The sequence below is a fragment of the Streptomyces sp. 11-1-2 genome, assembly GCF_003595545.1.
In the GTDB taxonomy this organism is placed as follows: Bacteria; Actinomycetota; Actinomycetes; order Streptomycetales; family Streptomycetaceae; genus Streptomyces; species Streptomyces hygroscopicus_B.
In genome coordinates this window covers 562,331-576,195 of sequence record NZ_CP022545.1, presented here as the reverse complement: position 1 = coordinate 576,195, position 13,865 = coordinate 562,331, and the positions used below count along the sequence as shown (strand labels likewise).

The following is a 13,865-nucleotide window of genomic DNA, read 5'->3' as shown; positions in this document are numbered from 1 at the left end:
TATCAACCGCCTCAACGCTCTTTCGCGCTCAGCTCTGCGGTCGCGCCGGTCGCGCCCCGCCCTCCTCCGCCACTGCGTAGCCGGGCACGGACGGCCATCGAACAGTCAGCACCACCGACTCCTCCTCCGCGAACCACGAGTGGTCGACTCCGCGCCCCCACACGACGTAGTCACCCTGCTCTGCCAGAAGAACGCTGCGGCCGGGGAGCTCAACGCGAAAACGGCCGCTGATCAGAACCAGGAGCGCTGTGCGTTCCTCGCCCTTCACCCACTGCGATCGCTCGTCGCCCCGAGGGTGGACGCCCCATTTGATCTCTACGGCCTCGCTGTGGCGCGGATCGCCGACGTCCTTGAAGTGCCCGAGGAGCCACCCCCGGTCCAGCGCCGCGTCCTTGCCCGCATTGCCCACGTACACACTGTCGTTCACACGCCGGACGCTAGCAGTTGCTCTTGTGGACGCGATCCGCGCCTGATGCGCGCCGACCAGGCCCTAGGTGGTCTCGTTTGGATCAGTTCGTCGTTGGTCCGGATGTGCCGTTAACAGATGCGCAGTGGGGCCGGATCAAGGCGTTGCTTCCGGACCGGACACCGAAGCGGGGTGGCCGCTGGCGAGATCATCGGGAGGTGATCGACGCGATCGCCTTCAAATTGCAGACCGGCACGCAGTGGGTCCATCTGCCGGAGAGGTACGGCAACTGGCGAGGCGTCTACAACCGGTTGCGGATGTGGGCTGTCGACGGCACCTGGGGCCGGGTGTTCACTGCGCTGATGGCCCAGGCCGACGCCGAGGAGGACCTGACCTGGTGGTGTCGGTGGACTCCACGATCGTGCGGGCTCACCACCATTCGGCCGGGGCCCGTAAAAAGGGGCCCCGGCCGGGGAACCGGCCGACCACGCCATCGGACGGTCCCGCGGTGGGCTGACCACGAAAATTCACCTTGCGGCCGACGCCCGCTGTCGGCCTCTCGCGTTCGTTCTCACCGCCGGACGGGCCGGTGATGCTCCCGCATTCACCGATGCCTCGATCTACCTGGCCGGACTCCACATCGCTGGCATCTTCCTCTGGTCCGCCCGGTAATTCGTCGCACTTCCTGGGTCAGCAGGAATGTGCACGGTGTCCCGCTGTCCAAAAGGCGATCACTCGTTTGAAGGACTTCGGCATACCGGGGCGATCTCGTGACAAGCCTCCCGTCGGCCGTCGAGGACGGCCAAGCAATCCAGACCATAGACGGAGGAAGTCGACGATGAGCTTCGTTCAGACCGGCAAGATCGATCTGAAGTCTGACAACGCGATCGAGACGAGCGGCGGTAACACCTCGACCTTCACGCGCGTCACGTTCCCCAGCCCGTTCCCGCCTGGCTCCAGCGTCGTTGTCCTCCCGCTGACCCAGACCTTCAACGGGCCGGAGACGCCGGGCATCCGCATCCATGACGTCACCAACACGGGCTTCCTGATCCGCCTGAACGAGGTGTACGCCGGCGCCACCAAGAGCGACGGCAAGCACACCACCGAAACCATCGGCTGGCTGGCCGCAACCGTCTAATGCACGCGCTCCGGCCGGGTGCTGGCCACTTCCTCATTTGAAGAGCGCCCGGCCAGAGCGCCACTGTGGACTCCTGCTCGACAGCGAGGCACTGAGGACCGCTCAATGATCCGAACGACAGACCCTAGTGTGCTGCCATGCGCGACGACACGCCTGATGAAACGCGCCGTGTCCACCTGAGCCGGATCTTCGACGAGGACGCGGAGCTGTACGACCGGGCCAGGCCCGGGTATCCGCCCGAGCTGTTCGACGACCTCACCGAGGTGGCCGGCACCGGTCCCGGCTGTCGTGTCCTCGAGGTAGGGGCAGGTACCGGCAAGGCGACCTTGCCGCTCGCCGAGCGCGGTTGCCGGATCACGGCCGTCGAGCTGGGCGCGGACATGGCCGCGGTCGCCCGGCGCAATCTGGCCGGGTTCGAAACGGTGGAGATCGTGACGGCGGACTTCGAGACCTGGCCACTGCGGGAGGAGCCGTTCGACGCGGTCGTCTCGGCGACGGCCTTCCACTGGATCGATCCGGCGGTGCGGATGGCAAAGGCCGCCGACGCGCTGCGCCCCGGTGGCGCCCTCGCCGTCGTCGCCACGCAGCATGTGGCGGGCGGTAGCGAAGAGTTCTTCGTCGAGGTCCAGGACTGTTACGAGCGCTTCGATCCGGCTGCCCCGCCGGGGCTGCGGCTTCCGGCCGCAGCGGACGTCGACACCTCGGATCACGCGGATGAGGTCGCACGCAGCGGCCGGTTCGGACCCGTCGACTTCCGGCGCTACGAGTGGGACCTGACGTACACCACGGCGGAGTACCTGGCGGTGCTGCGGACCTACTCCGGCCACCGGGCGCTGTCGGCGCAGGCCAGGGAGGGGCTGCTGGAGTGCATCGCCGGGCTGATCGACAGGCGGTACGGAGGCCGGGTCACCAAGCGGTATCTCACGGAGCTGCGGGTGTCGCGAACGGCTCCCGCACGTCGGTAGGCGCAGCTCCGGCCGTGCCCACCGCACACACATCTGACAGCTCGCCCCTCAGGCGATGACTCGGCCGCGCAGAATGATGCGACGGGGATGGGCCAGAACCGAGCTGTCGAGGGTCGGGTCGGTGTCATAGGCGACGAGGTCAGCGGGGCCTCCATCGACCAGTCCGGGCAGCCCCAGCCAGGCTCTGGCCGCCCACGGTGCCGCCCCGAGAGCTGCTTCCGCCGACAGGCCGGCGCGTACCAGCCATTCGACCTCTGACGTGACCCTGCCGCAGGGGAAGCTGTCAGTGCCTGCCAGTACCGTGACGCCGGCTTCGCATGCGGCCCTGACGTTCGCAAGCATGCCCTCCCAGCCGGCCAGCCACCAGTCGCGACGTGCGCTCGGCTCCTCGGCGCGCCTCCGGTCGGCTCCGGCGCCGAAGACGCTGAGCGTCGGAACGAACGCGGTGCCCTGGGAAGCCATCTGGTCGATCAGACCAGGGTCCAGGTGCATGCCGTGCTCCAGGCTGTCGGCGCCTGCTTGAACGGCACGGCGACTGCCATCGGCGGTCTGGCAGTGGGCGGCCACACGGCCGCCGACCGCGTGTACGGCTTGCACGACGGAGGTGAGAACTTCCTGGGGCAGCGCCGGTTCGTCGTACTTCCAGTCGACGATGACCTTGCACCAGCCCGAGGACGCCTTGGCTTCCTCGACGGCCGCCCGCACCAGATCCGCCTCACTCACATCACGCCCGAAGCCGGGGAAGAAGCGGCCTGGAGTGGCCAGCCACCGTCCGGCTGAGCGCACCCGCGGCATCCCCGGCTCCTCGTCCACCCAGCTCGGTATGTGTGCGGCGGACCCGGGTGTCCGGACCAGCAGTACGCCGGAGTCGCGATGATCGGTCAGGTGCCGACGAAGCGTGTCGTCGCTGAACGGGACGTCGATGTCCTCGGTGCCCGGGTGCGTATGCACGTCCACCAGGCCGGGCAGCAGCCATCCGCCATCGACGACGAGATCCGCGCCGGGGACGGGTTCGGTCCGTAGCCGGTCCCCGTCAATCCAGAAGGACCGCTCTTCCCGCTCCGGCAACACGACGCCGCGCACCTGGAGTACCACCAGGGAGCGCCTCCTCGGATCCGCACGAGCCGATTCGTCGATCTTACTGGCCGGTTCATATCAACGCACCTTGCCCGAATGGCCGTTGGAACAGGCCGCACCTACGGCGCCGCGCCGGTCGAGCCGGAAGTCGGCCAGGACGTCTCATTGTCCGTGGGGCGCCCGCGCGATACGCGATTCCGGCGCGGTGTCCGGCGTACGGGTCTTCTGGCGGAACAAGCCGCGGCTGCCGACAACCAACGCCCACGCCAAGAGGGGAAAGGCCGCGACCCGCTCCATGCCTCCCATGCCGAGGCCGAGATAGTGGCGGGAGAGAAAGAGCCCGAAGGCCGTGAGCGCGGTGATTCCCAGCAAACTGGTCACCCGGCGCAGAGGCCCCGGAACATCATCCGCCAGCCTGGCTCCCGTCAGAAGAAGTCCGACGTTGCCCGTTCCCATGATGAGCAGGGCGCCCAGGACGTGCTGGTTCTCGTGGACGTCCGCGGGCGCCAGCCCGGCCAGGACGAAACCCACGCCGGCGCCGGCCAACAGAAGTCGGGTCACGGTCGAGGCGGAGCCTCGGCGCCACAGAGTGCCGGTCAGGGCGGTGCCGATGACGAGCAGCGTTCCCAGTGCGATGAACGAGGCGTTCATCGCGGCGTGTTCAGGTGAGCAGACATAGCGTGGCTCGGGATCGGGCTGCAGAGCGCAGTGAGCGTTTCCCAAGTCGCTGATGTTGTTCCATGCCCAACTGTACGGTCGCGCCCAGGCCGACTCGACGAACCAGTGGACCGCGAAGAACTGCACCACACCCGCCACCCACGCGGAATATCCGATTCGAGCCTTCACCTGTCCGCCTTCTCTCGCACGATGATTGTGCAGACAGCGGATCATGCGGCGTTGGTCTCAAACACTCCGACAAGCCCCCGGAGCGAGGTGGGGCAGCCCCTACCTGTGTCCGCGTCTCAAGGGGTTCACGGAACTGCGAGCAGAGCGGAATTGAAGCTTCATCACCGGCTTCCGGGGGCCGGGAAACGAAGTGGCCCTCACCGACGGGGGATGCGGTGAGGGCCAACCTCAGTGTGGCACGGCCGCAGCGCGGAAGCACGCGTTCCGCGCGTCACAGTCGCATATATCTACAACCGGAACGCGCCCGCCCGCCCCGGTGCGGTGGTCCCGACCGCCCTGACCTCCTACGTTGTGTCTCGCGAAGTGGCGGCCCGGGTCTCTCTGCCCGCCGTTCCCGGCGACCGCCGGCCAGTGATCACCTGGATGCCCAGCTGAAGTAGCTGTGGCGCGTCACCCACCGGATGCTGACCTGGGAATCGGCACCTCAGGTGGCACGAGGTCACTGGCCGCCCCATGCTCTCGCGGGAGAAGCGCCATGCCCCACGTCAAAGCGCGGCCGCCGGTCTGGCGGCTGCCCCGTGCTGCGCGCCCCTGGCGGCGGCCGCCGCACCGGCCGCAGGCGCCACCGGCCCCCTGCCGCCTCGCCATGGTGAAGAAGTCTTCCTTCTGACGGCGAGGCCCACTCAGACCAACTCCGTCGACGTGGCTCCTCCCGGGAACAGCCAAGGGGACCAACTCATCGTCAGTGGGGACCTCTTGCGTTCCAACGTCACGGTGGGCCGATTCGACGAGGCCTGCACGGTGACCCGCACCAGCCCCATGGATACGAGTGACCTGCAGTGTCAGATCACTCTTTCGCTGTCCGAGGGGCAGATCACCGTGCAGGGGGTGTTCGCCATCACCGGCGCCGGCCCCGGTGACATCACCCTGGCCATCACCGGAGGCACGGGGCGCTACCGCACAGCCCACGGCTTCATCCACGCCGTCAACACCAGTAACACCGAAACGCAGCTCACCGTCCATCTCATCCGCGGAGCTGGACCCGTGGTGGTCTGAGCCTCCGACAGCGGGAGTTTCATCCGCTTCGCCGCTCTTGGGTGAAGGGTCCGTCGTGGACGAAGCGGTGGAGTTGGCGGGCGAAGGTCCGCGCCTCGCCGGGTGGCCAGGAGGTGAGAGAGTCCTCGATATGCGCGGCGAGGCGCTGCCGGGTGGTCTCGATGGCCTGTCGCCCGGTTTCGGTCAGGGCGAGCAGAGTGGCGCGCCGGTCGGCGGGGTCTGGTTCACGGCGCAGCAGGCCGGCCTCCTCCAGGCGGGTCGCTCGGCGGGTGACGCCGGAGCGGTCCAGGCCGATCTCGTCGGCGAGGCCCGCGGCGCTGCGCGGGCCCGTGCGGGCGAGGCCGCTGAGCACGGGGTAGGTGACCTCGTCCACGGCCTCGCCCAGGCCCTCGGTCAGGCGTCGGTAGATCTGCTCACGGGTGCTGCGCCTGAGCAGCGTGCCCAGCGCGTCGGCGATCTCGTGTCCCACATCGTTCGGCATGACTCCCAGATTAGCGTGCGCTGCGCACGCAATATGCGGTACGGTGCAGATGCGTGCTCGGCGCACGCAGTTTTCGATGCTTCCAGCTACCGAAGGACACCGTCATGGCCACCGCCACCTCTCGCCCCGACGTCGCCGCAGCCCTCGCCGACCTGCTCTTCACGCCCGGCCTTGACCTGGCCGAGGCTGCCGACCGGCACTTCACCCCCGACTACCGCCAGCGCACCGACGGCCGCTGGGACGACCGCGGCGAGTTCATGGCCCACATCGCCCACCTGCGCACGATCGTCGCCGGCGGATCGGTCCAGGTCCTCGACGAACTGGTGCAGGGCAACCTCTACGCGGACCGTCATGTCATCGACGTCGCGAAGACCGACGGCTCCACCGTGCGCACGGAGGTCTACCTCTTCGGCGAGTTCGCCCCGGACGGGCGCTTCCGCCGCATCGAGGAAACCACCCTCATGCTGCAGGGCACCGAGGCAGACCGGAACATGGGCAGCGCTCGCTGACGCCGCGCGGCGCCGGCGCTCGGGAGCGGTGCCACGTTCCCGAGCGCCCCACCGACTACCCTGATCTCCCACTGCGCCCCATGGGGCGCACGTCCTGCGAGAGAATGACCCGAGCCCGAGCGAAGGCGTCTCGACTGGGGCCGCAGAACGTCACACCCGATGCGGGGAAGGGAACTCGGAGATGAGCGCACAGCCCGAACACCCCACCGACCGCAGGATCCCGGCGATCCCGAACACGATCAACGGCATCGGCGATGCGCTGACCGGAGCGAACCGGGCCCACTTCTACGCCGAGGTCCTGGCCGCTGAAGAGGGGACCGTCCCCGGCATCATGCGCAAGTGGTGGAAGGCGGCCATGCTCGACAGCGCCCCCGGCGCGGCGGAGAGCCGTTCCAACGCCGCCGCCGGCACCCGCCTGGTCTCCGTGGAGGCCCTCGCCGACCAGCTCGAGGGAATCAGCCGATGACCGCCCAGCCGCGCCGCGGCTGGGGGGTGTGGACCGAGGAGATCCCCGCACAGACGCTGCTCGACATGCCACCGGACCTTTCCAAGAAGGTGGTGAACTTCCTCGGCGCGTTGGCCCTCGAGGTCGGTGGCGCGATCGATCGCGGCCGGCGGCCGCCGGGCGACCCGATGGACGACCTCGGCGCCCGGTACAGCCTGCAGATCGGCGGGGAGCCGATCGTTTTCGAGTACGTCGTACTCCCCGAACTGCGCGAGATCCGCGTCCCCGTATTGGTCTGGTTCCGCTGACGTCTTGTCCGCCCCGGTGCGAGGTGGTCAGGAGGCCGGCGTGGCGAAGTAATCGCCGTGCTCCAGGTCGTCGAGCAGTGTCGGGTGGGTGGGCGACCAGCCGAGCAGCTCCTGGGTGCGAGAGCTGGAGACGGGCGCGTCGATGCCGTAGACGGTGGCCATGAACGGGCTTACGAAGTGCCCGGCAGCCTCGTCCGGGGTCAGCGAGACCACGGGCAGATCCAGGGCTCGGGCGATCGTCTCCGCGATGCTCTTGAAGGTGACGCCGCTTTCGGCCACCCCGTGCAGCACGCTGCCCGCGGGAGCCTTCTCCAATGCCAGGCGGAACAGGCTCGCCGCGTCGAGCCGATGCACCGCGGGCCACCGATTGCCGCCGTCGCCGACGTAGGCCGACCTGCCGGTCTTTCGCGCGGTGGCGACGAGCATGCCGATGAAGCCGTAGTCCCCGGGGCCGTGGACGGTGGGAGCGAGCCGGACCACGCTCGTGCGTACTCCCCGGGCGGCGAAGCCCAGGCACGCTCGCTCGCCCGGGATCCGGAATCCGGCTATCCCGGCCGGGTCGGGCTCGTCCTTCTCGGTGGTCTCCCGGCCGAGGGGCATGACCAGCGTGCCGGAGGTGCTGACGAACGGCTTGCCCGAGTCTTCCAGGGCTCGGCCGAGCGTCTCGATCGCGGTCCGGTCGCGCCGCATCATGTCGTCGGGGTCGGCGAAGTCGCCGCCGAAGGCCATGTGCAGGACGCCGTCGGCGGCTTCGGCGCCGCTCCGCAGGCTGTCGAGGTCGTCCAGGGAGCCGCGGTGCGGTGTGGCGCCCAGCGACTCCAGCCGGGCGGCGGCGGCATCCGAGCGCGCCAGACCGGTGACGATGTGGCCGGCCGCGACGAGCTCGGCGACGATGGCGGGGCCGGTCAGGCCGGAACCGCCGGTAACGAAGACATGCATGAAACGCTCTCCCACGTAACGTCAGTGACTGGCACTACTTAGCGCCAGTCGCTGACTCTACGCGTAGTGCCAGTCACTGGCGTAATGTGGTGTCGGTCACTGACATAACGCGATAGGCTGGGGGCGTGCCACGGAGCGGACTGGAAGCGCGCCGCCGTCTTCAGCAGGCGGCGCTGGAGCTGTACCGGGAACGGGGGTTCGACCAGACCACCACGGCTGAGATTGCCGCCCGGGCCGGCGTCAACGAGCGCACGTTCTTCCGGCACTTCCCGGACAAGCGCGAGGTGCTCTTCCACGGCGAAGCCGACCTGCGCGCGGAGCTGATGCGATCGGTGACCGAAGCGCCCGATGGTCTGCGGCCCCTCGAGATACTGCTCCGCGCCTTCCGGGAAGCCGGACGGATCCTGGAGGAGAACCGCCCGTTCTCCGAACCGCGGCTGGAAGTCATCGCCAAAACACCAGCGCTCCGCGAACGCGAGTTGGCCAAGGCCGCGTCGCTCACCGAAGCCGTGGCGGAGGCCCTGCGGCAGCGCGGTGTCGCCGACCGGCTGGCCGGTCTGGCCGCTCGGACCGGCTGGGCCGCCTTTCACCAAGCGGCCGGGGCCTGGATCGACGACCCCTCACAGAGCCTGGACGCGCATCTCTCCCGAGCCTTCGACGACCTGCGTGCCCTCTCGGCGACGTCGGGAAGCTAGGCCGCGAGAGCAGACGCTCATCGCTTCGTCGACCAAGCGCACAACGCCCCGGGGGCAGGCCGAGCGGCCTGCCCCCGGGGCGCCACCGACGTCAGGTCCGCCGCACCGCGACGCAGCGGGCGTGGGCCGCCAGGAGGTCCGGCATCGTGAGCCGCGGGCCGTCCGGATCCTTTGCCGCGTCGTCCCAGCGGCGCAGCGCGACCGCGTCCGCGGACAGCGGATGCGCCGCGAACTCCGCCGCCTCGTGCTCGTCCATCGGGCCGCCCTGGACCTTCAGAGAGGCGATCGACGCCGGGCTGAGCAGGGCGTGGTACGCCGGATCGGTCGCCACCAGATAGCGCTTGGCCGGTACGTGCTGGGCGATGACCCACGCCGCCCGTTCGCTCACCCGACGCCGGGCGAACTCGGCGCCCGCCACCTCGTGCGGCAGCCCCGGGTGTTCGGCCCGGACCGGCCGGGCCCGGCCGATGTCGTGCAGCGCCGCGGCCACCACCAGCTCGTCGTCCGCGCCCGCGTCCCTCGCCAGCCACGCCGTCTGCAGCGCATGGGTCCGCTGGTCGACGGCCTCCCCGCCGTACGGCAGGCCCGCGAGGCCCTCGACGAGTGCGGTCAGCTCCTCGCCCGTGAGCGGGGCAGCGGGAACACCACTGGTCATCGGTCCTCCGTTCCGCGGATGGTCTCCGCCAGTTCCTCCGCGAGCCGCGGGGTCGCCGCCACCACACCCGACCAGCGGCGGGTGAGGTCGGGATCGATCTCCAGCGGTCGGCCGTGCACATCGATCACCGCGCCGCCCGCCGCGGGGACCGTCACCATCGCGGCCGCCAGGTCCACGATCCGGTGGGTGTCGGAGCCGGCGTCGGCGAACGCGTCCGTCGACCCCTCGGCCACCAGCACCGCTTCCAGGCAACTCGTCGACAGGATGCGGATCCTGGCCGCCCGTGTCGCCACCCGCCACCACGCGTCGGCGATATGGGCCTGTGGGCGCAGCAGACTCACCGCCGCGCCGTCCAGCTCCGTACGGCCGTTTGTGCGGTACGGCGACGGCTGGCCCGCCACCGTGTGCCAGCAGCGCCCGGTGTCCAGCCAGCTGGTCAGCGCCTCCGTCGGCACTCCGTCCACCGCGACGACGCCCGCGAACGCGGACAGAGGGACACCGGAGGCGGCGTTCGCCGTGCCGTCCACCGGGTCGGTGACCAGTGTGACGGCTGAGCCGTTGTCGATGTGGCCCAGCTCCTCGCTGAGCAGATTGATCCGGTGGGCGTTCACGACCTCGGCGATCGCGGTGTCCACCAGGATGTCCAGCCGCATCGTGGGCGTACCGTCCGCGCCGACCTGCACCTTCTCGGCCAGCTGGGCCCGGTCGTACGCCTCGCGTGCGGCGCGGAACGCGTCCGTGGCGGCGCGGGTCGCCGCGGCCAGTGCCGGGTGGACGCCGGAGGGCAGGTGCGGTTCGGGCACCGGCCAGGTGATCCGGCCGCTCATGCCGCGCCACCTCCCGAGGCTCCCGAGGCTCCCGAGGCCGCGCGCAGGACGGCCGCGACGACGGGCCAGGGGCGGCCCGCTTCGGCCAGCACCAGGTCGGCCCGCAGACCCGGCGCGAGCCGGCCGCGGTCCGGGAGACCGGCCACGTCCGCGGCGCCGCCGGTGACCAGGCCGACCGCCTCGGGCAGCGACGCCAGCCCGTCCTCGGCGAGCAGCAGTGCCGCCGAGAGCAGCCCCGACGGCAGATAGTCCGAGGCGAGCGCGGTGACCAGGCCGCGGCCGACCAGTTCGCGGCCGGACGCGTTGCCGTTGTGCGAGTGGCCGCGCAGGACGTTGGGAGCGCCCATCACGACCGGCATGCCGTGCTCGCGTGCGGCCTTCGCGGCCGCCGTCGTGGTGGGGAACTCCGCGACCGAGCCGCCCCGGTCGCACAGCTCCTCGATCTCCTGCGGCGAGCTGGGGTCGTGGCCGAGCAGCCGGATCCGGCCCGCCCCGGCCTGCTCGCCGAGCCACTCCAGCGCCTCCTCGCGGACGTCGAGCCGGCCGTCCCGGTCCTCGATCAGCCGGTCGACGTAGGCGCGGGCCTCCTCCTCGGTGACCCCGCGGGTACCGACGAGATACCGCTCGTAGTAGCCGCGGTCCGCGTACTGCCCCTGGCCCGGGGTGTGGTCCTCGTGCGACACCAGGACCGGCCCGCGGGCTGCGCCACCGATCTCCGCGAGCCGCTGCCGCAGCCCGGCCAGACCCTCCGGGCAGCGGATGTCCAGCCGGTGCAGGATCCGGTGGTCCACCAGGTCGTCGTCGCCGCGGCTCTCCACGGCCGCGCAGATCCGCCGCGCGCTCTCCAGGGTGCGGCGCATCCCGCGGCCACCGCTCTCCTCGAACGCCGCGCCGTGGAACGCCGTCGTCACACCGGCCGCGCGCAGCTTGCCCTCGAAGGACAACAGCGCGAACTCCATGGGCAGTTCGGCCCCCGGCCGCGGCAGCAGCTCCTTCTCCAGACCGTCGCTGTGCACGTCCACCAGACCGGGCAGGCCTCGTGCACCGGCGACCCGGCGGGCCGCTCGAACCTGTCCGTCAGTGCGGCGGGCAGGGGGATCGTGCGCACCGACTTGACCAGTGCGCGAGGTGTGGCGCCCGCCGCGGCGATCGTGGCGGACCACGACGGCGGGACGCTGCGCGAGATGACGTAGTCGATGCGCCGGTTGACGAACGTGCCCGACCCCTGGGTCCGGCGGACGACGAACCGTCGCTCCAATTCCTGAACGGCCGCCCGTGCGGCGGCCCGGCCCACGCCGAATCGCCGGGCGATCTCGGCCTCGCTGGCGACCCGTGTGCCACGGGCGCACTCGGCCAGCTCGGCGGACAACCGCTCCGCGATCGCCAGATACCTGGTCGCACTCACATCGGGAACTGTGATCGGCCCACTCGTCCGGACAACCTGCCGATGGCCAACGAGTCAGGCCGGGAACGTGAACAAACGGGACAGTTGTTTCACTATTCGAACCGGCCTTCTTCCTTGGAATCCAAGGTGTGCAGCCATCCGGCGGTGAGTGGATCGGCCAACCCGGGTCTTCGCATCCAAGGGTGCGGGCCACCTCACCGGGACGGCGGCTCACCGCGCGCGAGAGTCCTGATCAATCTGGTCTGGTGGCCCGCCGGACATCTGCGCAAGTATCAAGCTCTCACCCATCGGCGGTGAACATCGCACGGTAAAGAACCACGGCAAGGAACGAGGAGCACTCTTGTTGACGTCCCTGCGGAAACGACACGGCCTGGTCTTCGCCATCGGGGCGGTGTGCATCCTGGTGAACAGACAGGGGCTGGGCCCGCTCTGGTTCGCAGGCGTCATCCTCCTGGTGCTCGGCGGGCTGATGCGCTGGCACCTGTGGCGCAAGCAGCACCCGCCGCAAGGACAGACACCGGTCCCGGTCGAGGTGCCCGTCACCGGACGCTGGCAGGCCCTCAACGGTCCGGGCACGAAGGTGCCCAGCCACACGCACAGCCATGCGCAGACCTACGCCATCGACCTGACACACCACCCCTCGGCACAGGCCACGCCCCCGTTCCGCCGGTTCTGGCCACTGGGCCACCGCCCGCACCATTACCCCGCCTTCGGCAGTCCCGTCCTGGCCCCCGGCGACGGCGTGGTCGTGGCAACCACCGACCGCCAGCGCGACCACTTCTCCCGCACCTCGCTGCCCGGCATCGCCTACCTCTACCTGGAGGGCTTCATACGCAGTCTGGGGTGGCCCCGCCAGCTATGGGGCAACTACCTCGTGCTCAAGCTGGACGAGGGCGTGTATGCGGGCTTCGGGCACCTCAGGCGCGGATCTCTCCGTGTGGCCGCGGGCGACCGGGTCACGGTCGGCCGGCAGTTGGCCGAGTGCGGCAACTCCGGCAACTCCTCCGAGCCACATCTGCACTTCCAGCTCATGAGCGGACCCGACTCCGAGACCGCCCATGGTCTGCCCTTCGCATGGCGCTACCGCGATGACGACGGCACCGAACATGATGGAGTGCCGAAGGACGCCACCTACTTCACCCCGCTGACGCCCTCCGCTCCGTCCCAGTGAGAGTTCGCCGACTGGGTTTCCACAGGTCACGACTCAGGTTGCCCGGTGGGGGAGTGGGGCGTTCTCCGGTTACCCCGCCGTCCGGGCGGTGAGGATGCGCAGGGCATCGTGCGACGGACTGCCGGTCTCGGCGGTGAGGACCATGACGCGCTGCCCTGAGCCGTCGGGGCTGCTCCAGACATCGCAGTCCAGTGTCAGGTCACCGACCAGCCGATGCCGGTAGTGCTTGGTGCCGTAGCTGAGGTTGTTGACGCGGTGCTCGGCCCACCAGGTGCGGAAGTCGGCGTCCTGGACGGACAGTTCGCCGACGAGCTGGGCCAGCTCGGGGTCGTCGGGGTCCGCCGCGGCCTCCATGCGCAGCGCGGCGACGGCGTCGCGGGCGTCGTGCTCCCACTCCCGGTGCATATCGCGGACGACCGGGTCAGTGAACAGCAGGCGTACGTAGTTGCGCCGCCCCGGAGGCGTCAACGAGAAGTCGGTGAACAGGGCGGCGGCGGCAACGTTCCAGGCCAGGATGTCCATCCGCTTGCCGAGAACGACGGCGGGGGACCCCGTGAGCTGGTCGAGCAGGCGCCGCATGGCGGGCCGCATGCGCTGCGCGGGCCCCCGCCGACGGCGCGGCCGCGCGTCGGACCTGCCGGCCAGTTCGTAGAGGTACTTCTGCTGGTCGTCGTCGAGGCGCAGCGCGCGGGCGAGGGTGTCGAGGACCGATACGGATGCTCGGACGCGGCCCTGTTCCAGTCGTGTGTAGTAGTCGACGCTGATGGCCGCGAGCTGGGCGACCTCCTGGCGGCGCAGTCCCGCGACCTTGCGGTGAGAGTCCGTCTCGGGCAGGCCCAGGTCCTGCGGCGCCAGCTGTGCTCGGCGAGCCTTGAGGAAGGCTCCGAGCTCGCGGGGGGCGGGTGCCGGAGTCATGCTCCCCATTCTCGCGTGAGCGGCACA

General features: G+C 70.1%; 18 protein-coding genes and 1 pseudogene. 9 read left to right on the top strand and 10 right to left on the bottom strand.

The genetic code is table 11. The features are described from left to right. Positions 1-28: 28 nt before the first annotated feature. A complete protein-coding gene (locus CGL27_RS02715) occupies positions 29-427 on the bottom strand; it encodes a signal peptidase I (RefSeq protein ID WP_119984213.1) in 399 nt (132 codons plus the stop codon). Positions 428-898: 471 nt separating this feature from the next. On the opposite strand from CGL27_RS02715, the pseudogene CGL27_RS02710 reads away from it, so the two are divergent. The 3 genes and pseudogenes from CGL27_RS02710 to CGL27_RS02700 form a co-directional block, all read left to right on the top strand. Further along, positions 899-1,012, top strand: a pseudogene (locus CGL27_RS02710) (IS5/IS1182 family transposase); the annotation flags it as partial. A 232-nt stretch (positions 1,013-1,244) separates the two neighbouring features. Further along, positions 1,245-1,544 carry a hypothetical protein gene (locus CGL27_RS02705; protein WP_119984211.1) on the top strand — a complete coding sequence of 100 codons (300 nt, stop codon included), beginning with the start codon at positions 1,245-1,247 and terminating at the stop codon, positions 1,542-1,544. Between the two features lie 137 nt (positions 1,545-1,681). Next, on the top strand, positions 1,682-2,509 hold the full coding sequence (locus CGL27_RS02700; RefSeq protein WP_119984209.1) for a class I SAM-dependent methyltransferase: 828 nt from the start codon (positions 1,682-1,684) through the stop codon (positions 2,507-2,509). A gap of 48 nt (positions 2,510-2,557) precedes the next feature. On the opposite strand, the gene CGL27_RS02695 is transcribed toward CGL27_RS02700, so the two are convergent. Next, the gene (locus CGL27_RS02695) at positions 2,558-3,604 is read right to left on the bottom strand and encodes an amidohydrolase family protein (RefSeq protein ID WP_119984207.1); all 1,047 of its coding nucleotides are present in this window, start codon (positions 3,602-3,604) and stop codon (positions 2,558-2,560) included. Between the two features lie 144 nt (positions 3,605-3,748). Next, on the bottom strand, positions 3,749-4,477 hold the full coding sequence (locus tag CGL27_RS02690; RefSeq protein ID WP_119984205.1) for a DUF998 domain-containing protein: 729 nt from the start codon (positions 4,475-4,477) through the stop codon (positions 3,749-3,751). A gap of 711 nt (positions 4,478-5,188) precedes the next feature. On the opposite strand from CGL27_RS02690, the gene CGL27_RS51440 reads away from it, so the two are divergent. Then, the gene (locus CGL27_RS51440) at positions 5,189-5,488 is read left to right on the top strand and encodes a hypothetical protein (RefSeq protein WP_240450327.1); all 300 of its coding nucleotides are present in this window, start codon (positions 5,189-5,191) and stop codon (positions 5,486-5,488) included. 19 nt (positions 5,489-5,507) lie between these two features. On the opposite strand, the gene CGL27_RS02680 is transcribed toward CGL27_RS51440, so the two are convergent. Beyond that, complete coding sequence (locus tag CGL27_RS02680) at positions 5,508-5,969, bottom strand: MarR family transcriptional regulator (protein WP_119984201.1); 462 nt, start codon at positions 5,967-5,969, stop codon at positions 5,508-5,510. A gap of 104 nt (positions 5,970-6,073) precedes the next feature. On the opposite strand from CGL27_RS02680, the gene CGL27_RS02675 reads away from it, so the two are divergent. The 3 genes from CGL27_RS02675 to CGL27_RS02665 all read left to right on the top strand — a co-directional run bounded on the left by CGL27_RS02675 (position 6,074) and on the right by CGL27_RS02665 (position 7,231). Further along, complete coding sequence (locus CGL27_RS02675; RefSeq protein ID WP_119984200.1) at positions 6,074-6,478, top strand: nuclear transport factor 2 family protein; 405 nt, start codon at positions 6,074-6,076, stop codon at positions 6,476-6,478. 181 nt (positions 6,479-6,659) lie between these two features. After that, on the top strand, positions 6,660-6,944 hold the full coding sequence (locus CGL27_RS02670) for a hypothetical protein (RefSeq protein ID WP_119984198.1): 285 nt from the start codon (positions 6,660-6,662) through the stop codon (positions 6,942-6,944). Next, positions 6,941-7,231: a hypothetical protein gene (locus tag CGL27_RS02665; RefSeq protein ID WP_119984196.1), complete on the top strand. Its 291-nt coding sequence runs from the start codon at positions 6,941-6,943 to the stop codon at positions 7,229-7,231. The genes CGL27_RS02670 and CGL27_RS02665 overlap by 4 nt, the downstream gene beginning before the upstream one ends. A 27-nt stretch (positions 7,232-7,258) precedes the next feature. Here the strand turns inward: CGL27_RS02665 and CGL27_RS02660 are convergent, their stop codons facing one another. Then, positions 7,259-8,170: an SDR family oxidoreductase gene (locus CGL27_RS02660; protein WP_119984194.1), complete on the bottom strand. Its 912-nt coding sequence runs from the start codon at positions 8,168-8,170 to the stop codon at positions 7,259-7,261. Positions 8,171-8,295: 125 nt separating this feature from the next. Here CGL27_RS02660 and CGL27_RS02655 point away from each other — a divergent pair, with 125 nt between their 5' ends. Further along, positions 8,296-8,865, top strand: coding sequence for a TetR family transcriptional regulator (locus CGL27_RS02655; RefSeq protein ID WP_119984192.1), 570 nt, complete (start codon positions 8,296-8,298; stop codon positions 8,863-8,865). Positions 8,866-8,956: 91 nt separating this feature from the next. Here the strand turns inward: CGL27_RS02655 and CGL27_RS02650 are convergent, their stop codons facing one another. The 4 genes from CGL27_RS02650 to CGL27_RS02635 are packed head-to-tail and all read right to left on the bottom strand — an operon-like array spanning position 8,957 to position 11,752. Next, positions 8,957-9,520: an HD domain-containing protein gene (locus CGL27_RS02650; RefSeq protein ID WP_119984190.1), complete on the bottom strand. Its 564-nt coding sequence runs from the start codon at positions 9,518-9,520 to the stop codon at positions 8,957-8,959. Then, on the bottom strand, positions 9,517-10,347 hold the full coding sequence (locus CGL27_RS02645) for an inositol monophosphatase family protein (protein WP_119984188.1): 831 nt from the start codon (positions 10,345-10,347) through the stop codon (positions 9,517-9,519). Before CGL27_RS02645 ends, CGL27_RS02650 begins: the two co-directional genes overlap by 4 nt. After that, positions 10,344-11,369 (bottom strand): alpha-D-ribose 1-methylphosphonate 5-triphosphate diphosphatase, encoded by a 1,026-nt coding sequence (locus CGL27_RS02640; RefSeq protein ID WP_205587979.1) that lies wholly within the window; start codon positions 11,367-11,369, stop codon positions 10,344-10,346. The genes CGL27_RS02645 and CGL27_RS02640 overlap by 4 nt, the downstream gene beginning before the upstream one ends. Beyond that, positions 11,255-11,752: a GntR family transcriptional regulator gene (locus CGL27_RS02635; protein ID WP_205587603.1), complete on the bottom strand. Its 498-nt coding sequence runs from the start codon at positions 11,750-11,752 to the stop codon at positions 11,255-11,257. The genes CGL27_RS02640 and CGL27_RS02635 overlap by 115 nt, the downstream gene beginning before the upstream one ends. A gap of 343 nt (positions 11,753-12,095) precedes the next feature. Here CGL27_RS02635 and CGL27_RS02630 point away from each other — a divergent pair, with 343 nt between their 5' ends. Beyond that, positions 12,096-12,923 carry a M23 family metallopeptidase gene (locus tag CGL27_RS02630; RefSeq protein WP_240450326.1) on the top strand — a complete coding sequence of 276 codons (828 nt, stop codon included), beginning with the start codon at positions 12,096-12,098 and terminating at the stop codon, positions 12,921-12,923. A gap of 69 nt (positions 12,924-12,992) precedes the next feature. Here the strand turns inward: CGL27_RS02630 and CGL27_RS02625 are convergent, their stop codons facing one another. Continuing rightward, positions 12,993-13,838, bottom strand: coding sequence for a helix-turn-helix domain-containing protein (locus CGL27_RS02625; protein WP_119984184.1), 846 nt, complete (start codon positions 13,836-13,838; stop codon positions 12,993-12,995). Between the last annotated feature and the right edge of the window lie 27 nt (positions 13,839-13,865).